25 protein-coding genes are annotated in these 24,107 nt (G+C 63.2%); 12 read left to right on the forward strand and 13 right to left on the reverse strand.

What is annotated here, in order from left to right:
• Positions 1-17 precede the first annotated feature (17 nt).
• Both AC3CD9_RS03710 and phoH2 read left to right on the forward strand, forming a co-directional pair.
• Positions 18-779 carry an isoprenyl transferase gene (locus AC3CD9_RS03710; RefSeq protein ID WP_488366358.1) on the forward strand — a complete coding sequence of 254 codons (762 nt, stop codon included), beginning with the start codon at positions 18-20 and terminating at the stop codon, positions 777-779.
• Positions 780-990: 211 nt separating this feature from the next.
• Complete coding sequence (gene phoH2 / locus AC3CD9_RS03715) at positions 991-2,298, forward strand: RNA 5'-3' helicase PhoH2 (protein WP_139466815.1); 1,308 nt, start codon at positions 991-993, stop codon at positions 2,296-2,298.
• 168 nt (positions 2,299-2,466) lie between these two features.
• On the opposite strand, the gene AC3CD9_RS03720 is transcribed toward phoH2, so the two are convergent.
• The 3 genes from AC3CD9_RS03720 to glpX form a co-directional block, all read right to left on the reverse strand.
• Positions 2,467-3,870, reverse strand: a complete 1,404-nt coding sequence (locus AC3CD9_RS03720) for a class II fumarate hydratase (RefSeq protein ID WP_488366359.1) — start codon at positions 3,868-3,870, stop codon at positions 2,467-2,469.
• A 91-nt stretch (positions 3,871-3,961) separates the two neighbouring features.
• The gene (locus AC3CD9_RS03725; RefSeq protein WP_488366360.1) at positions 3,962-4,588 is read right to left on the reverse strand and encodes a carbonic anhydrase; all 627 of its coding nucleotides are present in this window, start codon (positions 4,586-4,588) and stop codon (positions 3,962-3,964) included.
• A gap of 60 nt (positions 4,589-4,648) precedes the next feature.
• Positions 4,649-5,773, reverse strand: a complete 1,125-nt coding sequence (gene glpX / locus AC3CD9_RS03730; protein WP_488366361.1) for a class II fructose-bisphosphatase — start codon at positions 5,771-5,773, stop codon at positions 4,649-4,651.
• A gap of 117 nt (positions 5,774-5,890) precedes the next feature.
• Between glpX and AC3CD9_RS03735 the strand changes: the two genes are divergently transcribed.
• On the forward strand, positions 5,891-6,541 hold the full coding sequence (locus AC3CD9_RS03735) for a DUF4245 domain-containing protein (protein ID WP_488366362.1): 651 nt from the start codon (positions 5,891-5,893) through the stop codon (positions 6,539-6,541).
• Between the two features lie 20 nt (positions 6,542-6,561).
• Here AC3CD9_RS03735 and AC3CD9_RS03740 read toward each other — a convergent pair whose 3' ends face one another.
• Entirely contained in the window at positions 6,562-6,801 is a 240-nt protein-coding gene (locus tag AC3CD9_RS03740; RefSeq protein WP_025778102.1) for an exodeoxyribonuclease VII small subunit, read from the reverse strand.
• A gap of 52 nt (positions 6,802-6,853) precedes the next feature.
• Positions 6,854-8,161, reverse strand: coding sequence for an exodeoxyribonuclease VII large subunit (gene xseA / locus AC3CD9_RS03745; protein WP_488366363.1), 1,308 nt, complete (start codon positions 8,159-8,161; stop codon positions 6,854-6,856).
• Between the two features lie 91 nt (positions 8,162-8,252).
• Here xseA and AC3CD9_RS03750 point away from each other — a divergent pair, with 91 nt between their 5' ends.
• Complete coding sequence (locus AC3CD9_RS03750; protein WP_488366364.1) at positions 8,253-9,269, forward strand: 4-hydroxy-3-methylbut-2-enyl diphosphate reductase; 1,017 nt, start codon at positions 8,253-8,255, stop codon at positions 9,267-9,269.
• Between the two features lie 6 nt (positions 9,270-9,275).
• Here AC3CD9_RS03750 and AC3CD9_RS03755 read toward each other — a convergent pair whose 3' ends face one another.
• Positions 9,276-10,472, reverse strand: a complete 1,197-nt coding sequence (locus tag AC3CD9_RS03755; protein WP_488366365.1) for a DNA recombination protein RmuC — start codon at positions 10,470-10,472, stop codon at positions 9,276-9,278.
• A 72-nt stretch (positions 10,473-10,544) separates the two neighbouring features.
• On the opposite strand from AC3CD9_RS03755, the gene ychF reads away from it, so the two are divergent.
• Complete coding sequence (gene ychF, locus AC3CD9_RS03760; RefSeq protein ID WP_488366366.1) at positions 10,545-11,630, forward strand: redox-regulated ATPase YchF; 1,086 nt, start codon at positions 10,545-10,547, stop codon at positions 11,628-11,630.
• A 100-nt stretch (positions 11,631-11,730) separates the two neighbouring features.
• Here ychF and AC3CD9_RS03765 read toward each other — a convergent pair whose 3' ends face one another.
• The 3 genes from AC3CD9_RS03765 to AC3CD9_RS03775 form a co-directional block, all read right to left on the reverse strand.
• Positions 11,731-12,936 carry an MFS transporter gene (locus AC3CD9_RS03765; RefSeq protein WP_488366367.1) on the reverse strand — a complete coding sequence of 402 codons (1,206 nt, stop codon included), beginning with the start codon at positions 12,934-12,936 and terminating at the stop codon, positions 11,731-11,733.
• 67 nt (positions 12,937-13,003) lie between these two features.
• On the reverse strand, positions 13,004-13,633 hold the full coding sequence (locus AC3CD9_RS03770) for an isochorismatase family protein (protein WP_488366368.1): 630 nt from the start codon (positions 13,631-13,633) through the stop codon (positions 13,004-13,006).
• Between the two features lie 41 nt (positions 13,634-13,674).
• Positions 13,675-14,745, reverse strand: coding sequence for an LLM class flavin-dependent oxidoreductase (locus tag AC3CD9_RS03775; protein ID WP_488366369.1), 1,071 nt, complete (start codon positions 14,743-14,745; stop codon positions 13,675-13,677).
• Positions 14,746-14,839: 94 nt separating this feature from the next.
• On the opposite strand from AC3CD9_RS03775, the gene AC3CD9_RS03780 reads away from it, so the two are divergent.
• The 4 genes from AC3CD9_RS03780 to AC3CD9_RS03795 all read left to right on the forward strand — a co-directional run bounded on the left by AC3CD9_RS03780 (position 14,840) and on the right by AC3CD9_RS03795 (position 16,583).
• Entirely contained in the window at positions 14,840-15,436 is a 597-nt protein-coding gene (locus AC3CD9_RS03780; RefSeq protein WP_488366370.1) for a CGNR zinc finger domain-containing protein, read from the forward strand.
• A 154-nt stretch (positions 15,437-15,590) separates the two neighbouring features.
• Complete coding sequence (locus AC3CD9_RS03785) at positions 15,591-15,872, forward strand: type II toxin-antitoxin system RelE/ParE family toxin (RefSeq protein WP_488366371.1); 282 nt, start codon at positions 15,591-15,593, stop codon at positions 15,870-15,872.
• Positions 15,847-16,161, forward strand: a complete 315-nt coding sequence (locus AC3CD9_RS03790; RefSeq protein ID WP_488366372.1) for a HigA family addiction module antitoxin — start codon at positions 15,847-15,849, stop codon at positions 16,159-16,161. The genes AC3CD9_RS03785 and AC3CD9_RS03790 overlap by 26 nt, the downstream gene beginning before the upstream one ends.
• A 131-nt stretch (positions 16,162-16,292) precedes the next feature.
• Complete coding sequence (locus AC3CD9_RS03795) at positions 16,293-16,583, forward strand: hypothetical protein (protein ID WP_488366373.1); 291 nt, start codon at positions 16,293-16,295, stop codon at positions 16,581-16,583.
• A gap of 41 nt (positions 16,584-16,624) precedes the next feature.
• Here AC3CD9_RS03795 and AC3CD9_RS03800 read toward each other — a convergent pair whose 3' ends face one another.
• From AC3CD9_RS03800 to AC3CD9_RS03810, 3 genes are all read right to left on the reverse strand, one after another.
• A complete protein-coding gene (locus tag AC3CD9_RS03800; RefSeq protein ID WP_488366374.1) occupies positions 16,625-17,140 on the reverse strand; it encodes a GNAT family N-acetyltransferase in 516 nt (171 codons plus the stop codon).
• Between the two features lie 341 nt (positions 17,141-17,481).
• Positions 17,482-18,522, reverse strand: coding sequence for a methionine synthase (locus tag AC3CD9_RS03805; protein ID WP_488366375.1), 1,041 nt, complete (start codon positions 18,520-18,522; stop codon positions 17,482-17,484).
• A 17-nt stretch (positions 18,523-18,539) separates the two neighbouring features.
• Positions 18,540-19,532, reverse strand: a complete 993-nt coding sequence (locus AC3CD9_RS03810; protein WP_488366376.1) for a putative oxygenase MesX — start codon at positions 19,530-19,532, stop codon at positions 18,540-18,542.
• A 123-nt stretch (positions 19,533-19,655) separates the two neighbouring features.
• Between AC3CD9_RS03810 and AC3CD9_RS03815 the strand changes: the two genes are divergently transcribed.
• Positions 19,656-20,603 carry a LysR family transcriptional regulator gene (locus tag AC3CD9_RS03815; RefSeq protein ID WP_488366377.1) on the forward strand — a complete coding sequence of 316 codons (948 nt, stop codon included), beginning with the start codon at positions 19,656-19,658 and terminating at the stop codon, positions 20,601-20,603.
• Positions 20,604-20,916: 313 nt separating this feature from the next.
• Here the strand turns inward: AC3CD9_RS03815 and AC3CD9_RS03820 are convergent, their stop codons facing one another.
• Positions 20,917-21,771 (reverse strand): SDR family oxidoreductase, encoded by an 855-nt coding sequence (locus tag AC3CD9_RS03820; protein ID WP_488366378.1) that lies wholly within the window; start codon positions 21,769-21,771, stop codon positions 20,917-20,919.
• 128 nt (positions 21,772-21,899) lie between these two features.
• On the opposite strand from AC3CD9_RS03820, the gene AC3CD9_RS03825 reads away from it, so the two are divergent.
• Entirely contained in the window at positions 21,900-22,532 is a 633-nt protein-coding gene (locus AC3CD9_RS03825; protein ID WP_488367495.1) for a TetR/AcrR family transcriptional regulator, read from the forward strand.
• Positions 22,533-22,739: 207 nt separating this feature from the next.
• A complete protein-coding gene (locus tag AC3CD9_RS03830) occupies positions 22,740-23,969 on the forward strand; it encodes an alpha/beta hydrolase (RefSeq protein WP_488366379.1) in 1,230 nt (409 codons plus the stop codon).
• Positions 23,970-24,107: the final 138 nt, after the last annotated feature.

Raw genomic sequence — 24,107 nt, forward strand, 5'->3', positions numbered from 1 at the left:
TGTGGAAGAGGACAGCTGTGGCGCGACCCGTGAACCTGCTCTATCGGCTGTACGAGCGACGGCTCAAACGTGAGCTCGACAAGTCGGTTCCGGTTCCGCGTCACGTCGGAGTGATCACCGACGGCAACCGTCGATGGGCCAAGGAATTCGGTGCGACGACTGCTGACGGTCACCGCGCCGGAGCGGCGAAGATCGTCGAGTTCCTCGGCTGGTGCCACGAGATCGATGTGGAGATCGTCACTCTCTACGTTCTGTCCAAAGAGAACCTCGCCCGCTCGGCAGAAGAGGTGTCGATCCTCATCGAGATCATCTCGGACCTGGTGGAGAAGATCGCGGCACTCGACGGCGTCGGCGTCCAGCTGGTCGGTGATCTCGATATCGTTCCCTCGGATCTGCGGGCCCGCCTGGAAGCGGTGACGACGACCGAGGACTGTGGAATGCGCGTCAACGTCGCCGTCGGCTACGGCGGTCGGCAGGAGATCGTCAATGCGGTGAAGTCCCTGCTGCGCACACGGACCGACGACGGCACGGACCTGGAGTCGATCATCTCCGAATTGTCTCCGGAGCAGATCGGCGAACACCTCTACACCAAGGGCCAACCCGATCCCGACCTCATCATCCGCTCCTCGGGAGAACAGAGGCTCTCCGGATTCCTCATGTGGCAGAGTGCCTATTCGGAGTTCTACTTCTGCGAAGCCTATTGGCCGGACTTCCGCCGCACGGACTTCCTCCGGGCCGTGCGCGACTACGGTCTGCGGCAGCGACGCTTCGGCAAATAGGCCGTGCCCGCCGCCGGGGAGACTTACCGGCCGACTGACGGCGGAATCCCGCATTCACTCGAAGTTCATGACCCCGACTTGCCCGAGCACGCGTGCCGCTACCGCCTGCGGGGGCGAACCGGGTTAGGTTGACTGTAGTTGGTCGACACCAACCCGAGATCGGGGGATGTCAGAACCGGATCTCGGCGGAACTCACGCCTCAGAGGTCCTCATGGCTGAAAAAGTCCACACCTACGTTCTCGACACCTCGGTGCTGCTGTCGGATCCCGGAGCGCTTCTGCGCTTCGCCGAACACCACGTCGTCATCCCGCTCATCGTCGTTTCCGAACTCGAGGGCAAACGCAATCATCCCGAACTGGGATTCACCGCGCGCAAAGCCCTCCACATCCTCGACGACTTCCGTTCCGACTACGACCGATTGGATCAGCCCATTCCGGTTGGTGATGCGGGCGGAACGCTGCGGGTCGAGCTCAACCACATCGACGCCTCCACGATGCCGGTCGGCTTCGACCGGACGGAGAACGACACTCGCATCCTGGCCGTGGCCCGCAACCTCTCTGCCGAAGGCTGTGACGTGGTCGTCGTGACCAAGGACGTGCCGATGCGAGTGAAAGCATCGGCCCTGGGTCTGCACGCGGAGGAGTATCTGGCGGAGCTGGCCGTCGACTCCGGGTTCACCGGGATGAGCGAGCTCGGCCTCGACGACGAGCAGATGAGCGAGTTCTACGATTCGGGGTCGGTCGTCACCGAGGATGTCTCCGACGAGGTGGTCAACACCGGGGTCGTCATCACCTCACCGCGCGGATCCGGACTGGGACGGGTGCGCAGCGGCAACCGAGTGTCGATGGTGCGCGGGGATCGTGACATCTTCGGCGTCCACGGACGGTCGGCGGAACAGCGGATCGCCATCGACATGCTGCTCGACGACGCCTTGGGGATCGTGTCGATGGGAGGGCGAGCCGGAACGGGGAAGTCTGCGCTGGCCCTCATGGCGGGCCTGCAGAAGGTGCTCGAAGAGAACAAGCATTCGAAGATCATGGTCTTCCGGCCCCTCTACGCCGTGGGCGGGCAGAACCTCGGCTACCTGCCCGGCAGCGAAGGGGAGAAGATGAACCCCTGGGCGGAGGCCGTGTTCGACACCTTGAGCGCGCTGGTGAGCAAGAACGTCATCGACGAGGTGGTCAACAGGGAGATCCTCGAGGTGCTTCCGCTCACCCACATCCGCGGACGGTCCCTCCACGATGCGTTCGTCATCGTCGATGAGGCGCAGTCACTGGAGCGCAATGTTCTGCTGACTGTGCTCTCACGCATCGGGATGAACTCGAAGGTGGTGCTCACCCACGATGTCGCCCAGCGGGACAACCTGCGGGTGGGCAGGCACGACGGAGTCGCCGCGGTGATCGAGAAGCTCAAGGGCCACGAACTGTTCGCGCACGTCACGCTGACGCGGTCGGAGCGGTCGGAGATCGCCGCTCTGGTCACCGATGTGCTCGAGGAATTCGACCCGTTCCGGTCCTGAGCCTCTGCTCCGGTCGCCGACCGCTCACGTTACCGCCGAAGTCTCGCGCCACGCGGTGAGCGGTCGACGCTGGGGTGACCGGTCGACGGGACTCTGAGCGGCCGCCGACACGAAACGGCGCCCGGACAGTATCGTCCGGGCGCCGTTTCGTTCTGTCAGATCGGAGGCTTACTTGTAGCTGCCGATCATCGTGGTGACGTCGAGGGCCTTGTCGAGGTCCGCCTCGGTGATGGAGCCGTTCTCGACGAAGCCGAGCGCGATCGTCGCTTCCTTGACGGTCATCTTGTTGGCCACGGCGTGCTTGGCGATCTTCGCGGCCGCCTCGTAGCCGATGACCTTATTCAGCGGGGTGACGATGGAGGGACTCGCCTCGGCGAGGAAGCGAGCACGCTCCTCATTGGCGGTGAGCCCGTCGATCATCTTCTCGGCCATGACGGTCGAGGCGTTCGCGAGCAGGCGGATCGACTCGAGCAGGTTCGAGGCCATGACGGGGATGCCGACGTTGAGCTCGAACGCGCCGTTGGTCGACGACAGCGACACGGAGGTGTCATTGCCGATGACCTGTGCGGCGACCTGAATGGTGGCTTCGCAGATGACCGGGTTGACCTTGCCGGGCATGATCGACGAACCGGGCTGCAGGTCGGGGATGGCGATCTCGCCGAGGCCGGTGTTCGGTCCCGAACCCATCCAGCGCAGGTCGTTGCAGATCTTCATGTAGCCGTAGGCGATGGTCCGCAGCTGACCGGAGGCCTCGACGAGTCCGTCGCGATTGGCCTGCGCCTCGAAGTGATTGCGAGCCTCGGTGATCGGCAGTCCGGTCTCCTCGGCGAGGATCTCGACCACGCGGGAGGAGAAGCCATCGGGGGTGTTGATGCCGGTGCCCACAGCGGTTCCGCCCTGCGGGACCTCTGCCACGCGCGGCAGGGAGGCCTCGATGCGCTCGATCCCGTAACGGACCTGAGCCGCGTAGCCGCCGAACTCCTGACCGAGAGTCACCGGAGTGGCATCCATGAGGTGGGTGCGTCCGGACTTGACGATGGAGGCGAATTCCTTCGCCTTCTTCTCCAGCGAAGTCGCGAGGGTGTCCATGGCCGGGATGAGCGTGTTGACCAGGGCCTTGGTCACGGCCAGGTGCACCGAGGTGGGGAAGACGTCGTTCGACGACTGCGAGGCGTTGACGTGGTCGTTCGGGTGGACGTTGATTCCGTCGGCTTCGAGCGCCTTGGTCGCCAGCGAGGCGAGGACCTCGTTGGTGTTCATGTTCGACGAGGTTCCCGAACCGGTCTGGAACACGTCGATGGGGAAGTGGGCGTCGAATTCGCCTGCGATGACCTGATCGGCGGCGTTCTGGATGGCTGTGGCGCGGGCTTCGTCAAGGACGCCGAGTTCGGCGTTGGCCTTCGCTGCGGCCTTCTTCACCTGTGCCAGTGCGGCGATGTGGGCTGATTCGAGGGTCTTGCCCGAGATCGGGAAGTTCTCGACGGCACGCTGGGTCTGTGCGCTGTAGAGGGCGTCCTTGGGGACTTTGACCTCACCCATGGTGTCGTGTTCGATGCGAAATTCTTCGGTCATTGTTGTCCTTTCCGTTGGGTGCCTGGGAAATGATTGCGGAGCTCAGGCTCGTTGGGAGACTGAACGGCTGACCACCGAGGTGGCCGGTCGCTCAGGAAGCATAGGTGGAGACCGCGGCCTCGTCGCCTCCGTACTGGGCGACGACCGTGGTGTGGCCATCGTGGAGCTGGTAGGTGAGTCCGACGATGATGAGTCGGCCCTGTTCGACGGCGGTCTTGATGATCGTGGACAGCTGCATGATCTTGTCGACCGTGTCCATGGTGTTCTGCCCGACGGTCTCGTTGATTGTGGTGCGCCCGTTCTTGCGCGCCCGGGCCACCGTCGGCAGGATGCGGGCGACGACGTCGGAGATGAATCCCGGGGGAGTCTCACCCGAGTCGTAGGCGTTGTAGGCCGCGGTCACGGCACCGCAGCTGTCGTGGCCGAGCACGACGAGCAGGGGAGTGCCGAGCATCTCCACTCCGTATTCGAGCGAGCCCAAGGTGACAGGATCGACGACCTGTCCGGCATTGCGCACGACGAACATGTCACCGAGGCCGACATCGAAGATCATCTCCGCGGCGACTCGGGAATCCGAGCAGCCGAAGAGAGTGACGAACGGGGTCTGGCTGCCCGACAGCGACTCACGTCGTGCCGTGTCCTGGTTGGGGTGCTCAGGGACATCGTCGACGAAACGCTGGTTTCCCTCGAGGAGTCGCTTCCACGCCTGATTGGGCATTGCTTTCGCACCTGCTTCCGAGTTGTGTGCATCGCGCCCGGGACCGGGTGCGTTTGGAGGTCAGACCAGTCCGCGGCGTGCGGCTTCTTCGGCGGCCTCCACGTAGGAGTGGGTCTTCGCGGCCTGGTGCTCGGCGAAGACCTGACGGACGGTTCCCGACTTCGACCTCATCACCAGGGAATGCGTGGTTACGTGGCTGCCCTGGAACTTCACACCGTCGAGCAGGTCGCCGTTCGTGATGCCCGTGGCGACGAAGTAGCTGTTGTCACCGGTGACGAGGTCGTCGGTGTTGAGCACCTGATTGATGTCGAGGCCGGCCTTGGCAGCGGCTTCGCGTTCGGCGTCGTCCTGCGGCCACAGACGGCCCTGGATGACTCCGCCGAGTGCTTTGATGGCGCAGGCGGTGATGATGCCTTCGGGGGTACCGCCGATGCCCATGAGCATGTCGACGCCGGTTCCCGGACGGCAGGCGGCGATGGCTCCGGCGACGTCGCCATCGGTGATGAGCTGGATGCGGGCTCCGGCGGCGCGGATCTCATCGATCATCTGCTGGTGGCGGGGGCGGTCGAGGATCATCACCGTCACCGAGGCGGGATCCTTCGTTCCCTTCGCCTTGGCGACGCGGCGGATGTTCTCAGCGATCGGCAGACGCATGTCGACGGCATCAGCGGCATCGGGGCCGGTGACGAGCTTCTCCATGTAGAACACGGCAGAGGGGTCATACATCGCACCGTCTTCGGTCACAGCCATGACCGAGATCGCATTGGGCATGCCCAGAGCGGTCAGGCGAGTGCCATCGATCGGGTCGACAGCAACATCGCAGTGCGGTCCTCCGCCGTCGCCGACCTGCTCGCCGTTGAAGAGCATGGGAGCTTCGTCCTTCTCACCTTCGCCGATGACGACGGTGCCGGCCATGCGGACGGTGGAGATGACATTGCGCATCGCGGCCACGGCTGCTCCGTCGGCTGCGTTCTTGTCGCCGCGGCCGACCCAAGGGGCGGCGGCGATGGCTGCGGCCTCGGTGACTCGGACGAGCTCCAGAGCCAAGTTGCGGTCGGGAGCATCCGACTCGACCTGAGCCTTCTGTGACCATGAGTCGGTCACAGCGACAGGCGGAGCCTCCTCATCAACTCGTCCTCGGTCATGGTGAGATTTCACGTCAACAGGCTCTTTGGAGTCACTCATGCCTCCAATTGTGCCACCCCTGTGATCGGGGTCGCGACAGCGGTGTCCGCTTGTGGCCGCAGTCACGTCCTCGGGCCGGAATTGGCCCTTCGCGCGCGAGCCGAGGACAATGGCGGTGTGAATGTCCGAAATGCTGCCGACGAGACGGGTACTCGAACGGTCGTCGACGAGGCGACGCCGAGTCCTAGGGGAGAGTCCATGGCTGATGAGTCCGGGGTGATGCTGCCGGGGTCCCGGGAAGAGATGCGCTTCCTGCGCAAGAACTCGAACTGGGTCAATATGGTCATCGCGATCCTCGCCTGTCTGGCGGTCGCCGTCGGGATCCTGTTCCTCGCCCCGCAGCCCGAGGTCGACTCAGAACGTGTCGTCGACTATCAGGGGATCGCCGAGCAGTCCCAGGGCAACGCCGAGTTCGACCTCATCGTTCCGCAGATCCCGCGCGGATGGACGTCGAACGAAGCCAGCCTCGATCGCGTGGGCGACTCCGAATACACCTCGTGGTACATGTCGTTCATCGGCCCCGACGACCAATGGGTGAGCATCGAACAGGCCGAAGCGAGTGCGAACTGGGCGAAGCGGAAGACCGATGAGGCTGTAGCCGCCGAGAAGGTGACCGTCGGCGGCGCCGACTTCCAGGTCTACCGCACCGAGGAAGCTAAGGAATACTGGGTCACGCACAAGGGCGATATGTATGTCGTTCTGACTGCCACTGCTGCGCCGGACACCGTCAACAGCTTCGCCGATCAGGTCGCCGCCGACCTGAAGTGATCCCAGGCTGACTCGAAGTTCTACTCGGTGTCGTCCGAGGTCTCCTCACGGGCCTTGTCGAGGCGTTCCCGTGCTCCGTCGAGCCACGCCTGGCACCGGTCGGCCAGAGCCTCGCCGCGCTCCCACAGTCGCAGTGACTCTTCGAGCGGCAGGTTGCCGGTCTCCAGACGCTTGACGGTCATGACGAGTTCTTCGCGCGCCTGCTCGTAGCTGAGCGTGCTGATATCGGGCTGGTCCTGTTGGGTCGTCGGTTCGGTCATCGGTGTCTCCTTCGCAGAGTGTGTGGAACGTGGACAGAGTATGGAGTTGTGGTCAATCGTCGGTCGTCGAATCGTCGGTCTCCGGAGTGACCTCGGTGATATCTGCGTCGAAACGACCACGAGCGACCCGGACATGGACGGTGTCGCCGGCGGCGACCTCGGCGGCATTGCGGACGGCCTGACCTTCGTCGGTCTGCACCACGGCGTAGCCGCGCTCCAACGTCCGCAGGGGAGAGAGGGATCTGGCTTGGGAACGGAGATGCTGGATCTCGTTCTGAGCTTGGATGAGCAGTCCGTTCGTCGCCTGCAGACTGCGGCGGCGGATCATCGTCAGTTCGTTCTCATGCGCGGTGATCATCGTCTGCGGTTCGGCGAGCACCGGCCGTGATCGCACGGCGGTGAGCATCTCCTGCTCTCGATCGAGGATGCGATTGACGGCGGATTCGAGTTCGGCGCGGGCACGCAGCAGATTCATGCCTTCCTCGGCGACATCCGGAACGATCCTCTTTGCGGCATCCGTGGGTGTTGACGCCCGCATGTCAGCGACCTCATCGAGGATGGGCCGGTCGGCCTCGTGCCCGATCGCAGAGACGACCGGTGTCTGCGCGGCGGAGACGGCACGAACGAGTGCTTCATTGGAGAACGGCAGGAGGTCTTCCATGCTGCCGCCGCCGCGGGCGATGACGATGACATCGATCTGCGGGTCCGCATCGAGCTCGGCGAGATTCTTCATCACTCCCGGCACGGCATCCGGTCCCTGCACAGCACAGTTGCGGACTTCGAATTCGGCGGCAGGCCAGCGCAGATGCACATTGCGGATGACGTCCTTCTGCGCATCCGAATCCCGTCCGGTGATCAGCCCGATCCGGTTCGGCAGGAACGGCAGACGCAGCTTCCGGTTGGGATCGAAGAGCCCCTCGGCGCCCAGCTGCTTCTTCAATCGTTCGAGGCGGGCGAGGAGTTCGCCGAGTCCGACGGCGCGGATATCGTTGGCGCGCATCGTCAGCCGACCGGTCTTCGTCCAGAAGTCGGCTTTGAGATTGGCGACGACGTGGCTGCCCTCGGTGAGAGGAGCTCCGGTGCGGTCGAGGACGTTCTTCCAGATCTGGACCGGCAAGGACATCTCGACATCGGTGTCGCGCAGGGTCAGGTAGCTGGCCTTGCCGCGATGGTTGAGTTCGACGACCTGCCCTTCGATCCACACGCTCGACATGCGGTCGATATAGGACTTCATCTTCGAAGACAGCAGACTCAGCGGCCACGGATTCTCCGCTGTGGTCTCGGCTGCGGTGGCGGCGAGCTCCTTCGGCTCGGCCGTTTCGCCGAGCGTGCCGGGAGTGCCGGAAATTCTTTGCGCCATTTAAGTCCCCTTCCGAATCCCAAGCCTAACGAACGGCACTGACGCAGCCCATTCCTGGCCGCAGTCGATGCCTACGGCTTAGACTGAACGGGTGAGCGTCGTTTCAGTACCTGCCCCGACCATTCCGCGCCGGCGTTTGGCACCTGGCGAGATCCGCACTCCGGTCAGTGCTGACAAAAGGGTGCTGCTGGCCGCACCGCGCGGCTATTGTGCCGGTGTGGATCGTGCTGTCATCGCCGTCGAGCGCGCCCTCGAGCACTTCGGCGCACCGATCTATGTCCGCAAGGAGATCGTGCACAACCGACATGTCGTCGAGACCCTGTCCGAACGCGGGGCAGTCTTCGTCGATGAGACCGATGAAGTCCCGGAAGGTGCTCGGGTCGTGTTCTCCGCTCACGGAGTCTCACCGGCCGTGCACACCGAGGCTGCCCAACGTTCGCTGTCGACGATCGATGCGACATGCCCGCTGGTGACGAAGGTCCACAAGGAGGCCATCCGGTTCGCCCGGGACGGCTTCCGCATCCTGCTCGTCGGCCATGCCGGGCACGAAGAGGTCGAGGGCACCATGGGCGAAGCGCCGGAACGCATCACTCTGGTGCAGAGCCCGGAAGAGGCCCGCACCTTCGCGGTTCCCGATGCCGAGAAGCTGGTGTGGATCTCACAGACGACCTTGAGCGTGGACGAGACCATGGAAACAGTGGAGATCCTGCGTGAGCGCTTCCCGCACCTGCAGAATCCACCCAGTGATGACATCTGCTACGCGACACAGAACCGGCAGGTCGCGGTGAAGAAGATCGGGCCCGACGCGGATCTCGTCATCGTGGTCGGGTCGGCGAACTCCTCGAACTCCGTTCGCCTCGTCGAAGTAGCCCTCGAACATGGTGCGAAGGCAGCCTACCGTGTCGACTTCGCCCGCGAGGTCGACGAGACATGGTTCCACGATGTCGCCACCGTCGGGGTCACCTCCGGGGCGAGCGTTCCCGAGAACCTCGTCCAAGACGTGCTGCAGCTCCTGGCCGAGTACGGTTTCGACACGGTCGAAGAGGTCGTCACCGCCGAAGAGGACCTCATCTTCTCGCTGCCGAAAGAACTGAGAAAACTCGGCTGATCATCCTCAGCTCGTCCCCGTCTGCCGATCACGCAGATGAGTCGGACCGCGTCCATCGAAGTCCATGGCCCGAGGGCGACTGAGTTCTTCTGCGCTGATGCCGCGAGTGCGAGTATCGAGTTCGGCCACGGCATCGAGTTCGTCGGCGACGATACCGGTCGATGGGAACTTTCTGGCGGTGACGAGGAACCGGGACTCCAAGGACGAGACGAACCGGTTGTAGTCCTCGACCGAGCGGTCCAGGCTGGCCCCCATCCGTGACACATGAGTCACCAGCGTGCCGATGCGTTCGTAGAGTTCCGTGCCCAGCCGCAGCACTTCGGCCGCCGAGGTGGACATGTCCGCCTGCCGCCAGTTGAGCGCCACGGTCTTCAACAGCACCAGCAGAGTCGCCGGTGAGGCGAGGACGACGTTCTTGCCCAGGGCATGGTCGATCATCTTCGGGTAGCTTGCCGCGGCCGCGGAGAGGAGACCGTCGGTGGGCACGAAGCAGACGACGAAGTCGGGGGAGGCTTCGAATGCCTTCCAGTATTCTTTCGATGCCAGGGCATCAACATGTCGCAAGAGGGCGCGGGCATGGTCCTGATCGCCCGTGCCGGCGTCGGCCGCCTCGCCGGAATCCTCGTTCATACGCGCCGACAGGGGAGTCTTCGCATCGATGATGATCGTGCCGCCGCCGGGCAGGTGGACGACCATATCGGGTCGGTGGCGCTTACCATCGCGTTCGGCGCTGACCTGCGTGTCGAAGTCGACGTGGGGGAGAAGGCCGGCATATTCGACGATGCGTTTGAGCTGGACTTCGCCCCAGTCTCCACGGTGGGTCGTCGAATTCAACGCGTTGGCCAGTGACCCAGTGGATTCCTGGAGGCGGAGGTTCTGTTGGCTGAGGTGCCCGATCTGGGAGTTCAGTCGGGTGATCTGTTCGATCTGCGTGCGGTCCTGAGAGTGCAGGTTCTCCTGCAGATTCTTCACGCTTGCCGCCAACGGTCCGATGGCCGCGGTGATCTCACCGGCCATCTGGGCATCGGCCTCGAGATCTTCGGTGCGCGCGGACAGGATGCGTGACGTGGTCTCGGCGCGAGTGAGTCTCTCGAGGTACCGGGAACGGGTGAGGCTGCGGCCGAGGAGGAACCCGAGGGCGGCGGCGAGGACGATCGCCACGATGAAGGCGATGATGACTGCGGCAGCGGGGAAAGCATTCATGTTTCCAGGGTGACAGAGGGCACTGACGCGAGAATTCGAGGACCACCTCGGCGACGGCTAGACTTGGATACCGTGGCTTTGACTATTGGAATCGTGGGACTGCCCAATGTCGGCAAGTCGACCATGTTTAACGCACTGACCAAGAACCAAGTTCTCGCGGCGAACTACCCGTTCGCGACGATCGAACCGAACGTGGGCGTGGTCCCTCTGCCGGACGAGCGACTCACGCGACTGGCGGAGATCTTCGGCTCCGAACGCATCCTCAATGCCACCGTCGACTTCGTCGATATCGCTGGAATCGTGCGCGGTGCCTCTGAAGGCGAGGGCCTGGGCAACCAGTTCCTCGCCAACATCCGCGAAGCCGATGCGATCTGTCAGGTCATCCGCGGATTCGTCGACGACGATGTTGTCCACGTCGACGGCAAGATCAGCCCCGCCGATGACATCGATACGATCAATACCGAGCTCATCCTCGCCGACCTCCAGACATTGGAGAAGGCTCGGCCCAGGATCGAGAAGGAAGTCAAGGGCAAGCGCGCTCCTGCTGAGCAGCTGACCGCGATCGATGCCGCCACCGAGATCCTCGAAGGCGGGCGGACGCTCTACCAGGCGATGCAGGCCGACAAGTTCGATGTCAGCGCCTTGCGTGAGCTGCAGCTGATGACGGTCAAGCCCTTCCTCTACGTCTTCAATGTCGACGACGAGGTGCTCGCCGATGAGGACAAGAAGAACGAGATGCGGGCACTGGTGGCTCCCGTCGAGGCGATCTTCCTCGACGCGAAGTTCGAGTCCGAACTCGCCGAACTCGACGAGGAGGAAGCCCGGGAGATGCTCGAGTCGACGGGTCAGGAGGAGAGCGGACTCGATCAGCTCGCCCGAGTCGGCTTCGATACCCTGGGTCTGCAGACCTATCTGACGGCCGGGCCCAAGGAATCCCGTGCGTGGACGATTCCGAAGGGAGCCACCGCCCCCGAGGCGGCCGGAGTCATCCATACCGATTTCCAGAAGGGCTTCATCAAGGCCGAAATCGTGTCGTTCGATGATCTCGATGCGAACGGTTCGATGGCTGCCGCGAAGTCCGCCGGCAAGGTCCGGATGGAAGGCAAGGACTACATCATGGTCGATGGGGACGTGGTCGAATTTCGTTTTGCGCTTTGACATCTGCGGGTCGGCCGTCTGATGCGACAGGTGGAATGGAATGCCAGAAGGCAGACACCCGACACCGTGCGGTCGGGCATCTGCCTTCGTTCAGACGCGGTCAGCGTGCAGCCGTGACGGCTTCGGGGTTCACTGTCTGCGGTTGTGAAGCCCGGTCGGTCTTGGAAGCCTGCAAAGTCGTCAGGAGCACGACGAAGGCGAGTGCGGCGAACGCGGCACCGACCCAGATGGGGCCGGTGTAGCCCAGTGCTGTGGTGATGACGAGGCCGCCGATCCACACACCGAGGGCGTTGCCTATGTTGAGCGCGGCGATATTCGTGCCTGAGGCCATGGATGGCGCGTCGCCGGCCAGTGACATCATTCGCAGCTGCATGCCCGGGAGGTTGGCGAACGCGGTAATACCCATCAGCCCGGTCATGATGACGGCCAGTGCGGCTACCTGTGCGGTCAGGGCGAATACAGTCATGACGGCTGCGGCGACGGGGATGAAGATCAACAGCGTGCGGTTGATCGACCGATCTGCGAGATTCCCACCGAGAGCGTTGCCGAGGAATGTGCCCACCCCGAACAGCAGCAGGAGCCACGGGATGGCGGTTTCGGCGATTCCGCTGACGTTGGTGTAGGTGAAGGCGATGTAGGTGAACGCAGTGACTGCACCACCGGAGACGAGCATGCTGATGACCGCCGCGGCCAGGACCTGGGGGCGGGTGAAGATGCGGAACTCGTCGCGCAGGCGCACCGTGCGTTCGGCGGGGGTCGCTGCGACGGAGCGCACCAACAGGGTGATTCCGATCAGGGAGATCGCGGCGATGACGCTGATGGCCCAGAAGGTGGAGCGCCAGCCGGCGATCTGCCCGAGGAAGGTACCGGCGGGCACGCCGAGGATCATCGCGACGGTCAGCCCGGCGAACATGAAGGAGATAGCGCTGGCCTTCTTGTGCTCGTCGACCAGACTCGCGGCGACGACGGTGGCCACGCCGAAGAACGCGCCGTGGCACAGCGCGGCGATGATCCGTCCGATCAGTATGATCTCGAAGTCGGGCGCGATCGCACTCAGGACGTTCCCGATGATGAAGGCCGCAATCAGGGCCAGCAGGACACGTTTGCGGTCGAGACGGGAGACCGCGGCGGTGACGGCGATCGCGCCGATGGCGACTGCGATCGCGTATCCGGATACCAGGATCCCTGCGGTGCCCTCCGAGACCGCGAATTCTGCGGCGACTTCGGGGAGCAGTCCGACGATGACGAACTCGGTCATGCCGATGCCGAAGCCCGCGAGGGCGAGGGCGAACAGGCCAATGGGCACAGTCTTCTCTTTCCTGGCTACTTCTGCAGCCTGTTGCTTGTCGTGGTATTTCGTGTGTCGCGTGGAATCAGTCGTCGACGCGGCCGTTGGAGGCGGAGGTGACGAGGTCGCTCTTGCCCAGGGCCTGTCCTGTCTGAACCGCGGTCGTCCAGGTGCCGGTGTCGGCGACGGCGGCCCAGTTGGAGTGGAGCAGGGCCATGAGGGTCTCGTGGACCTGCCGAGCAGGAGCGCGGCCGGCGTCGTTGACCAGGTCGATCGCGCCGGTGGCATCGGAGAGGACCTCGACGGTGAATCCGAGGGGCTCGGCGTCGGCTGCGGAGGCGAGGACGCAGTTGTTGGTCATGTACCCGACGAGGGTGACGGTGTCGATGTCGTGCTCGCGCAGCCAGTCTGCGAGTCCGGTCCCGGCGAAGACGCTGGCGTACTGCTTGCTGATCCGGAGGTCGGCTCGGTCTTCATAGGTGGCGATGTCGGGATGGTTCCGGTGCGTGGACGACCCCGCAGCGAATGCCGGGGCATCCGCGGGCAGTTCGTGCTGGACGATCACCACGGGGATGTCGACGTCCTCGGCGGCGTCGATCGTGGCCTTGATACGGGCGATAGACTCGTCGCGGGGCGGGTACTGGATCGGCAGCAGTCCCTCGAAATACTCCAGCTGGGCGTCGATGACGATCAGGGCGCGGTTCGGGGTGGTCATGGGGTGCTCCATTCAGGTTGCGGTCGTGCAGGGGTAGAGGATCAGGCGTGTGGGAGGTCGTAGTGATCGGCGATGAGTTCGATGCCGCGCTCGTCGAGCGCCGCCGAGTGGCCTCCGCCGACGAGCATCAACTCGTCGACACCGGTCCGGTCGTGCAGTGCCTCTAGACGGTCGGCAACCGTGGCGGGCGTGCCGTGAAACGTGCGGTGGGTATAAGCGTCGAGCACCTGCCTCTCCTGTGTCGTGGCCGGGTATGCCTCGACCTCCTCGGGTGACAGGAGGAGATAGCCCTCGCGCTTGAACATTCGCAGCATCGCCATCGCCGAGGTCGCGGCCTGTCGCTGCGCCTCGGCGGGGTCGTCGCTGATCGCAACGGGCACGCTCGCAAGCGCATACGGCTCGGCGAGCACCTCGGAGGGCTGGAACTGTTCACGGTAGATGCGCAACGCGGTGTCGATGTCGGCGTCGCCGAACTGCAGCGCGAATGCATACGGGCGGCCGAGCTGTGCGGCAAGCTGAGCCGAGAAAGGCGACGAGCCCAGCATCCACACCTCGGGCCCGAGCGTCGGAATTGGCACACGGTTCTGGTCGGCCTGCCACGGCCCGGGCACCGCGTGGACCTCCTGGTAGGGGTGCCCGGCGGGGAACTCGTCGGCCAGGAAGCCGAGGAGTTCGAGCACCTGCTGGCCGAATCCGTCGTTGGCGTCCGCGCCGCGACGCAGTGCCTGAGCGGTCGCACCGTCCGTGCCGGGGGCGCGCCCGAGCCCGAGATCGATCCGATTCGGAGCCAGAGCGGCGAGCATCCCGAACTGCTCGGCCACGATCAACGGTGCGTGGTTCGGCAGCATGACGCCGCCGGCTCCGAGTCGGATGCTCGAGGTCTCGGCGATGAGTCGGGCGATCATCAGCGGGGGCGAGGCGACGGAGACTGCGGGCATCGCATGGTGCTCGGACATCCAGAACCGTCGGAATCCTCGCCGGTCTGCGGCCCGCGCCAGCGAGATGGTGCCTTCCAAGCCCTGCTCGGCAGTGGTGCCGACGCCGGTGCCGCCTCCGGCGAGCGCCGACAGGGCGAATGGTGTCTTGTTGTCGGACTGGTCAGCGTGCTGCATGCAGCACCCCGATCTCACGGAAACAACTTCTATTTAACATGAGTCGATCGTAGCATTCAGATCACGGAAAAAGTCAACTGATACCATGAGAGACATGGATGAGATGACGCAGACACCAGTGCCCGGTGCGACCGCGCACCCCAGTCTCGCGCTGGTTAACAGCGCGGGAGAGTTGCCAGGTGGTAAGCGTTTCGACGAGTTGTCCACCCCGGCTGCAACGACAGCCTGGTTGGTCGCGCACGATCTGGTTGGGCAGGAGGCGGTGCTCTACGAGCACTGTCAGGGGAGGTTGACCGGCCTGCGTGGTGCCGTGCGCAACCTCTTGGCGGCACGCGTCGAGGGCTCCTCACCGGACCCTGAGTCAGTACGCCTCCTCAACGATGCGCTCACCAGCGCCCCGGGGGCGATGCGTTTGCGATTCGAGCCCGCAACGGGCTTCGTCAGAACCTCCGAGCACCCGGCGACGCAGGTGGTCGAGCACGTCATGGCTGCGATCGCCGAGGACGCTGCTGCATTGCTGACCGGCGACGAGGCTTCGAAGCTCGCGGTCTGTGAAGCGGAGTCGTGTGGTCGCTTCTTCCTCCGCACGCACGCGCGCAGGCAGTGGTGCTCGACGCGATGCGGTGACCGAGTGCGGGCGGCGCGAGCTTACGCGCGCAAGCGTGACGCGCTCAGTGACCAATCCGTTTGAGGCCCGCAGTCCGGTCGGTGAGGAAAGCTCAGAGGCCGTTGGACCTGCGGGGTGGTCGCGTAAGCAGAGGTTGGTATGTGCCGGAACTCGGTGGAGTTCAGGTTTAACGTCTAGCGTTATTGACGCAAAGCGTTAAGTATGTCACCCTGGTGGTGTGATCAGGTCCTTTGCTGACAGGGCGACCGAGCGGCTATGGCACCGCGACAAGGCGCCGTCGATCGATCCCCGTGTTCAGAAGGCCGCCATCCGAAAGCTGACGCAGATTCACGCCGCTAGATTCATTGACTCCTTGCGTGTGCCTCCGGGAAATCGGTTGGAGCTACTCAAGGGTGACCGCGCGGGGCAGCACAGTATCCGTGTGAACGATCAGTGGCGGATCTGTTTCACCTGGACAGAAGGAGGTGCTGAAGATGTCGAACTCGTCGACTACCACTGAGCGGTGGGATCCAGTTCACCCGGGTGAGGTGCTCATGGAGGACTTCATCAAGGGCTTCGGGATCACTCAGAACAAGCTCGCGGTCTCGATCGGCGTGCCGCCACGCCGCATCAATGAGATTGTGCACGGCAAGCGAGCGATCACGGCTGACACGGCGTTGCGTCTCGGGCGCTACTTCGGAATGGACCCTCAGTTCTGGCTCAACCTGCAGGCTCACTATGAGCTGGAACTCGCTGAAGATCGAGTGTCTGAGCAGATCGCCGCAATCACTCCGCTGAATGTTGCGTGAGTGAGGAAGCCGTCGGCGGGCGGCACCTGCTCTCGCTGCGTTATTGGGATTCCGAGGAACTCAAAGAATTCTTTGCGCTGACCGACTGATATGTGGCGGGGGCGGGCCCGCGATTCGACGTAGCGGCGGCTGTGTTCTTTCCGCCGTCGAGTCTGCGCACGCGCGTCTCCTTCGAGCGCGGTGCCAATCTCATGGGGATCCAACCGATTGCGATTCCGCCGGAGTCTCTCGACAAGGCAGAAGTCCTGACGGACGTCGCGGGGCATCTCGCGCAATGGGTCGACCTCGTCGTCGTGCGGCATCCTGACATCGGAGTGCTTGAGGGGCCGGCATCAGGGGATGCATTGCCAGTCATCAACGCGATGACGAACGTGAACCATCCGTGCGAAGTAATGTCGGATCTGGTTGCGGGCATGACTTGAGCCGACGGTCATCCCGCGGACCACGACGTATTGTTCCAACGTCAGGGAAGGGTACGTTCCCATATGACGGTTGAGCTACTCACATCCCCAGCGGCATACGGCATGGCCTCGCCCGTCGACCGGTATCCGAGAGCCTGCCAGAAGGGTTCGGCCACAGCCGCGTTCGTCGCGACGATCCCGAGGCGCAGCACATCGACATCACCCCACTGCACGGCTCGTTCCACGACACCGTCGTGCAGCTGGCTACCGATACCTCGTCCGCGATGCGCGCCATGCACCGCCAGAAGGCCGATGTGAGCGATGCGAGATCGCGGCCATCCATGGAGCACATCCGCGAACCCGAGGAGCTGGCCGGAGTCTTCGCTCCACAATCCAATGTCGAGCTTGCACCGAGGGTCAAGGCCGGGAGGAAGAGCCTCCAGCACCTCACGGCGGTCCGATGGCCGAGGGGCGTTGCCCGTGATACGGCGGGAGTAGTCCGGAGCGGACTCTAACAGTGCTTGAAGTGCTTCAACATCGCGATCTTGCTCGGGACTCAACTCTCTCAACACGGCCATACCAAACGATCTCACGCCCTGAGAACCCCTAATGGGAGCCACGCCCTAGCTGCGTCGTGAGCGTCGGGCGCTGCGCGACACGATCTCTGCGATCAAACTTCTCGTAGTCGCGCAGTCGTTCGACTCTTCGCGGAAACCGGTCAGCCGAAGGTTCCGCATCAACGTCTGAGGCAGGCGCTGATAGGTGGGCACTCTCCGTTCTGCCAGCGTCTGCGGCATAGCCTGGGTTACTGTGGCAACGACAGCTTGAGCTGTCACTGCACTTCCTCGGCTCAGAACGCCCGAATCATTGCGGAGAGGCCCGACGGCTCGGGACATGCGCGGATGGAGCGCGGCGGCGGTCAGCTCCTTGACGCAATCAGCTCCTCGCGGACGATCGCTGTTCCTGCACTCAAGGCGCTCATCTTCGCGAGGGCGACGTCGCGCGCGAAGGGGGCCATGCCGCAGTTCGTGCTCGGAATGAGCTTGTCCGCTTCGGCGAACTTCAGTGCCTTGCGCAAAGTGGCGGCGACCTCCTCCGGTGTCTCAATGGTCTCGTTTGCCACGTCGATGGCGCCGAGCATGACCTTCTTGCCGCGGATCAGTTCGATGAGGTCCATCGGGACATGGGAGTTGTGGCATTCGAGCGAGACGATGTCGAGGCTCGAGCGCTGCAGGAGGGGGAAGGATTCCTCGTACTGGCGCCACTCGGACCCGAGGGTCGTTTTCCAGTCGTTGTTCGCCTTGATCCCATAGCCGTAGCAGATATGCACTGCGGTCTCGGCCCGCAGACCTTCCGCTGCTCGTTCGAGCGCGGCGACTCCCCAGTCCTTCATCTCCTCGAAGAAGACATTGAATGCGGGCTCGTCGAACTGGATGATGTCCACTCCCGCCGCCTCCAGATCCTTTGCCTCCTGATTGAGGACCGTGGCGAATTCCCAGGCCAGCTTCTCGCGGCTCTTGTAGTGGTCGTCATAGAGTGTGTCGATCATCGTCATCGGCCCCGGCAGCGCCCACTTGATCGGCTGATCGGTCTGCTGGCGGAGGAACTTCGCATCGTCGACGAAGACTGGTTTCTCACGGCTCACGGCGCTGACGACAGTGGGTACGCTTGCGTCGTAGCGATCGCGGATCCGAACCGTCTTGCGCTTCTCGAAATCGACTCCGCTGAGATGCTCGATGAACGTCGTCACGAAGTGTTGGCGGGTCTGCTCTCCGTCGCTGACGATGTCGATGCCGCGGTTGGTCTGCTCATGAGTCGAGATGCGCAGGGCATCGTGCCTGCCCTCGACCAAGGCTTCGCCCTGGAGGTTCCAGGGGGACCAGAGGGTTTCGGGCTGCGCGAGCCAGGACGGCTTCGGCAGACTGCCGACGATTGAGGTGGGCAACAACGGCTGCGTCATCGTTTCTTCTCCTGCGGTCATGCGACTGGGACGGGTCGGTCGGACGCCCACTGTTCGAGCATCTCTCGGTGCGGGTTGACGAAGAACTCCTCCGTGAACTTTCCCTGTCTGACGCCGAGCTGATTGCGTTCGACGCGATCATAGGTGACCGGCATCTCCGAGAAGTCGTGCCGGTCCAGTGTCGGCCGGTAGACCTCTCCGGCGGCGGTATTCGCGTTGTAGATCTCGGGCCGATAGATCTTCTGGAAAGTTTCCATCGTACTGATCGTGCCGATGAGCGCCAGGTCGGAATAGTCGCCGAGGAGGTCGCCGCGATGGTAGAAGGCCAGCGGTGCGACGCTGCCCGGCGGCATGAAATACCTCACCTGGAGTCCCATCTTCGCGAAGTAGTCATCGGTCAGTGAATAATCGTCCTGCTGGTATTCGAACCCGAGAATCGGGTGGTGATTCTCGGTCCGACGGTACGACTTGCTTGTGGACACGCTGATGCAGATCACGGGTGCCGTCTGGAACCGTTCCCGATAGGCGGCAGAGTCGAGGAAGTGTTGGAATAGTTTGCCATGCAGATCACCGAAGTCATCGGGGACCGTGAACTCGGTTGCGGCCTCATTGGCAGCCGGCAGCCGCACGCTGAAATCGAAATCGCGGACGAAGGACGAGAAATTGTTCCCCACGATCCCGGGGTGACGTTTTCCAGTCAGTCTGTCGATGATCTGGATATCCAGGACTTCGAGCAGCGGGAACTCCTGTTCCCGGCCGCCCGAGGTGAAGTGAAGTCCTCCGGAGACGATGTCGAGTTCGAGGACATAGCGATCCCGGTCGGGATTGTCCCAGGACGCGAGTTCGTTGAAGCGGCGATTGATGATGCTCAGAGCGGTGCGGAGGTTCTGCTGACGGTCCTCGCCCCTGGCGAGGTTGGCGAAATTCGTCGTCGCTCGGGTGCTCTCTGACGGCGAGTAGTCCTCGTCGAATCGAGTCGTGGTGATGCTGAATGAGAACTCAGGTGTCATGGACGTCCAATTCGGTGGGTGTGCGGCCGGTTGCGGTCGCTGGCATGTCTGTGAGCCATCCTGCCCGTCCCCGGTGGTCATCGGGTAACTCGGGGGAACTATGGATTCCTATAGCCTTGATCTATGTCTCGAGGCCTGAAGAACATCACGCTGCTGCAACTCCAGTACTTCATCGAGGTCGCGTCGGAGGGGTCGATCACCGCCGCCGCCGATCTGCTCTATGTCTCTCAGCCGACCATGTCTGCCGCGATGAAGGACCTGGAGACCCGTGTGGATCGCGCTCTGCTCGTCCGATCCGCCCGCGGGGTGACTTTGACTGACGACGGTGTGGAGTTCCTCGGCTATGCCCGGCAGGTCGTCGAACAGGTGGAACTCCTCGAGCAGCACTACCTAGGGCGACCACCGTCACGGCGTCTGCTCGGAGTCTCGGCGCAGCACTACTCGTTCGTCGTCGATGCTTTCGTTCGGATGGTCAAGGCCAGCGATGCTGCCGAGTACGAGTTCTCACTGCGAGAGACGCGTACCTGGGACATCATCGAAGACGTGCGCACGCTCCGCAGTGAGCTCGGCATCCTCTACCGCAACGACTTCAACAGGAAGGTCATCGACAAACTGCTGCGAGATTCGGGGCTTGCGTTCCACCCGCTCTTCCTCGCCTCCCCGCACATCTTCATCTCTCGTACGAACCCGCTTGCCTCCCGCCACCGCGTCACCCTTGACGATCTCACCGCCCTGCCGCGGCTCACTTTCGACCAGGGGGCGAACAACTCGTTCTCCTTCGCCGAGGAGATTCTCTCCACCCTGTCGAGCAAGCAGGAGATCCGGGTTTCTGACCGCGCGACCATCTTCAACCTGATGATCGGACTCGACGGCTACACCATCTCGACGGGCATCATCAGCGACGATCTCGATCCGGCCATTGTCGCGATTCCACTCGAGGTCGAGGAACGCATCGAGATCGGCTGGATCGATCATTCCGGGATCCCGCTGACCGAACAGGCGCAACGCTACCTCGACGAAGTTCGGGCCGTCGTCGGCGGTTTCGGCATTGCGCTGCTCGATCAGCCGTGACCGAGGACAGCGCCGAGGCGGTCTCGAATAGCCGTACGACTCGCTGCGCCCTTCGTTTGAAGACCACCTCGGTGCAGGGGCCGTGCTCTCTGGGGTTGCAGATCGCGGAATCCGCGAGGCGATGAGCCCTGGGGCCACGGCTGTCGCCGACCTACTCGAGCCAGCGAGGCCGCGTCTGACTCAGTCCCTGGCCGTATGCATCGGGGAGCGAGAGCTGGAAGCGATGGGATTTCACTCCGACGTCGATATGACAGCCTCGTTGGACGTCTCATGGGTGGAACTCAGATCCGACGTCTAGCGGATGGCGACCGTGTCACCGAGTATCGAGACCTTTCAACTGATCCGTGATGCTGCGGGGGCTGCGTCCCAGGAAGTGCGTGAGCGTGGGGTCCGAATCAGAGAAATGCCCGCTCCTTGTTGCCTGGAACATCGACAGGGTGAAACGCGCGACCTCCTCGGGCGTACCGCGGGAGATGGCGTCGGCCACCCACTTCTCGTCGTCCACGACGACGCGCTCGATTCGGCGTCCGGCGATCTCGGACGCGGAAGCGGCGAAATCCGCGAGGGTGACCGGCTCGGGCAGCGTCAGGTCGATCGGGCCCTCAAATGGTTCATCCGCAGTCAGAACCGCAGCGGCGGCCTCCGCCGCGTCGCGGCGATCGATCCAGGAAAATGGTCCGTCGGCGGGCATGGCGATCTCGCCGGTTTCTTCCCACGCGCCGAGCAGCTGAGCCGGGTCTCCGTAGAAGCCGTTTCGCAACGAGGTCCAGGCTGCTCCCGATTCTGATAAATACTGTTCCGTGGCCGCATGGATTCCGAGCGGCGGGTAGGGAGTGTCAAAGCCTGCTCCGTGGGCGCTTGTGTACAGGATCCGCTGAGCCCCTGCATCGACGGCCGCATCGATCGCCCTGCGGTGTTGTGCGACGACGTCGGCAGTAAGGTCGCTGGAGGACACCAGGAGAACCTGTTCGGCGTCCGCGAACGAATGGCGCAGAGCTGCTGGATCGTCATAGCTCCCCTGCCGGACGCGGACTCCTTGATCGGCCAAATGGGACGCACGCGAGGGATCGCGGACACTGACGCCGATCTGCCCAGGCGGAATCCGCTTCAGAAGATGGTCGAGAGTAGCTCCGTTGAGAGTGCCTGTCGCTCCGGTGACGATGATCATCTGACATTCCTTTCGTATGAACTGTGAGCTGACAGCGTGTTTCGCGCGCACGTCAGAGCTGCTGCAATGGCTGAAGTTGACCTATGGGGTTAACTTGCGTGGTCCCATCCTGCACTAACTTGACTGCTATGATCAAGTTATTTGTCACTGCGGGAGGGGGCGTCATCGTGTCTGATCCAAGTGGTGTGCAGTCTCTCCGCTCGGATGCTCGCCGAAACGTCGACCGGATTCGACTTGCGGCGGTCCAGGTGTTCCGGGAGCAGGGGTTCTCTGCGCCCCTCGAGGAGGTCGCCGCTGTTGCAGACGTGAGCAAAGCGACGATCTTCAATCGACTCGGCGGGAGAATCGGGCTGATTGATGCCGTCATCGACGAGGTTGTTGCGGTGGAGCTGCAGACGGTCATCGAGGAGATGCGGTCCATCGGCGAGGTCCGAGAACGTATCTGCTCGTATATCTATGCGTTGCGTGACCTGCAGTATCGAGTTCCTGCGGTCAATGATGTTCTGCTCCAGGAGTATCGCGACTCCGAGCCGTTGCTGGCCCTGTGCCATACCGGAACGGAATTCCATGACAGCCTTGTCGCTCAGGGGCACGCCGCCGGCGTATTGGTCCCCGACTTCACCGCAGAAGACTTCCAATCACTTGCCCGCGACAATGCTCTCGTCCTCAAACACGGGGGCCGATCGCCTCGAGCTGACTATGACCGCCGAACCGCATTCCTGCTCGGTGGGATCTGCAGATCGTCCAGTGTGCCCGATTAGCCTCGCGACATCGATGAGGCTGACTCAGTGCAGGAATTCTCTGCGGACCTCGGCTGCGCTCCCATGGCCGTGGATGCAGGCCGATTCATCTGGGTAGTGAGAGTCGGACTGCGTTAGAGTGGCCCCTGGCGTCAGCAGGTGACCGCCACGATGAGAGCTGCTGCAGCGGGAATCTCAACCCGACAGATCGGAAGGCGAGGACCGAAGATGACAGCCAGCAAGAGTTCGTCACAGCCCGCGGTGCCCCAGCGCGCGGCCAATACAGTTCGGGCAACGGCCCTCATCCTCGCGCTCGTGTTCGGTGCGATCGCTGTAGTCATCGGCCTGGCATCGATCATTCCCGGGCTTGGCCCAGTCAGTTCCGCTGCGGCCCGGTTTGCGCCGACGATTGCGCCGATGGCGACTGTGATCGGAGCGATTGTGCTTGGGTTCGGAATCGTTTGGCTGCGCCGAGGCCGTCGATGGACCGGAGCTGCAATGACAGGATTCGGAGTGGTGAGCACGATCGCGAATCTGGCTGTCGTTATTGTGCTCCTCGTCGCCATCACCTCGGCCGGTGGTTCGGTGAACCTGTTCACTGCGACGTTCGGGCTCTCGGCGATCGACTCGGCATCGCCTGATCGCAAGGAAGTGTACGACAAGTCCAGCTCAGGCGATGACCTCTCGGTATCGATCTACGAACCTGAGGGAGCGAAGGGTTCAGCTCCGACGATCATGTACGTCCACGGAGGCGGTTGGATCGCAGGCGAACCGAACGCAGCAAGTTCAGAGCTGCGTGAACTCGCTGATCACGGCTACCTGGTCGTATCGGTCGAATACGAACTCGCCACCCTGGATAACGCAACCTGGCAGAGCGCACCGTCGCAGGTCGCATGTGCGGCAAGCTGGATTCAGACCCACGCAGATACGATCGGTGCGGATACCGATCGCCTTGCGTTCTGGGGCGAGAGTTCGGGCAGCAACATGGTCGCCAATACCGCCGGTGCCGCAGCGCAGGGCGACGCTGAATCGTCCTGCGGTGGGAAGGTTCCGGTTCCGGCGGCGGTCATTGCCGACTACCCGGCGTTCGACGTGACGGGTCTTTACGAGAACGCCCCCACCGGGCCAGGCGCGGGATCCGGCACGCGCCTGTTCGCGACCAGCTACACGGGTGGCACACCAGAGGAATATCCGGAACGCTACTCAGTGGCCGATTCCGTCACGCATCTGAAAGCACCCGCGCCGCCGATGCTTATGATGACAGCGATGCGCGATGACGTGATCACCCCAACCGACCAGCTTTCATGGGCCGAGTCGGCCCGAAGCCGCGGAGTCGACGTCAAGACCGTGAAAGTTCCCCTTGCCAATCATGCGTACCCGCAGAAGGCGAAGAACTCAATCGGCAGCCAGGGACATCTGAGCATCGCGGAGGCCTACTTATCCGAGCAACTTCGCTAGCCACTCGTCTTTTGTGGATCTCGGCTGTCCTGGCGGCGAGGCGTCGATGCAGGTATCGTGGAAACCGGCAGCATGTACGGTTGCCAGCACTTCCAGGTACCTAAGCCTGAATCATTGCGGAGAGCTCCGGTCGGTCCG

The sequence above is a fragment of the Brevibacterium sp. MGP-B1 genome, assembly GCF_057766545.1.

Coding starts and splice junctions, on each gene's coding strand:
- phoH2 (WP_139466815.1), top strand. CDS start 991: ATGGCTGAAAAAGTCCACACCTACGTTCTCGACACCTCGGTGCTGCTG.
- AC3CD9_RS03720 (WP_488366359.1), bottom strand. CDS start 3,870: ATGACCGAAGAATTTCGCATCGAACACGACACCATGGGTGAGGTCAAA.
- AC3CD9_RS03725 (WP_488366360.1), bottom strand. CDS start 4,588: ATGCCCAATCAGGCGTGGAAGCGACTCCTCGAGGGAAACCAGCGTTTC.
- glpX (WP_488366361.1), bottom strand. CDS start 5,773: ATGAGTGACTCCAAAGAGCCTGTTGACGTGAAATCTCACCATGACCGA.
- AC3CD9_RS03740 (WP_025778102.1), bottom strand. CDS start 6,801: ATGACCGAACCGACGACCCAACAGGACCAGCCCGATATCAGCACGCTC.
- xseA (WP_488366363.1), bottom strand. CDS start 8,161: ATGGCGCAAAGAATTTCCGGCACTCCCGGCACGCTCGGCGAAACGGCC.
- AC3CD9_RS03755 (WP_488366365.1), bottom strand. CDS start 10,472: ATGAATGCTTTCCCCGCTGCCGCAGTCATCATCGCCTTCATCGTGGCG.
- AC3CD9_RS03770 (WP_488366368.1), bottom strand. CDS start 13,633: ATGACCACCCCGAACCGCGCCCTGATCGTCATCGACGCCCAGCTGGAG.
- AC3CD9_RS03775 (WP_488366369.1), bottom strand. CDS start 14,745: ATGCAGCACGCTGACCAGTCCGACAACAAGACACCATTCGCCCTGTCG.
- AC3CD9_RS03780 (WP_488366370.1), top strand. CDS start 14,840: ATGGATGAGATGACGCAGACACCAGTGCCCGGTGCGACCGCGCACCCC.
- AC3CD9_RS03790 (WP_488366372.1), top strand. CDS start 15,847: ATGTCGAACTCGTCGACTACCACTGAGCGGTGGGATCCAGTTCACCCG.
- AC3CD9_RS03800 (WP_488366374.1), bottom strand. CDS start 17,140: ATGGCCGTGTTGAGAGAGTTGAGTCCCGAGCAAGATCGCGATGTTGAA.
- AC3CD9_RS03805 (WP_488366375.1), bottom strand. CDS start 18,522: ATGACGCAGCCGTTGTTGCCCACCTCAATCGTCGGCAGTCTGCCGAAG.
- AC3CD9_RS03810 (WP_488366376.1), bottom strand. CDS start 19,532: ATGACACCTGAGTTCTCATTCAGCATCACCACGACTCGATTCGACGAG.
- AC3CD9_RS03815 (WP_488366377.1), top strand. CDS start 19,656: ATGTCTCGAGGCCTGAAGAACATCACGCTGCTGCAACTCCAGTACTTC.
- AC3CD9_RS03820 (WP_488366378.1), bottom strand. CDS start 21,771: ATGATCATCGTCACCGGAGCGACAGGCACTCTCAACGGAGCTACTCTC.
- AC3CD9_RS03825 (WP_488367495.1), top strand. CDS start 21,900: ATGATCAAGTTATTTGTCACTGCGGGAGGGGGCGTCATCGTGTCTGAT.
- AC3CD9_RS03830 (WP_488366379.1), top strand. CDS start 22,740: ATGACAGCCAGCAAGAGTTCGTCACAGCCCGCGGTGCCCCAGCGCGCG.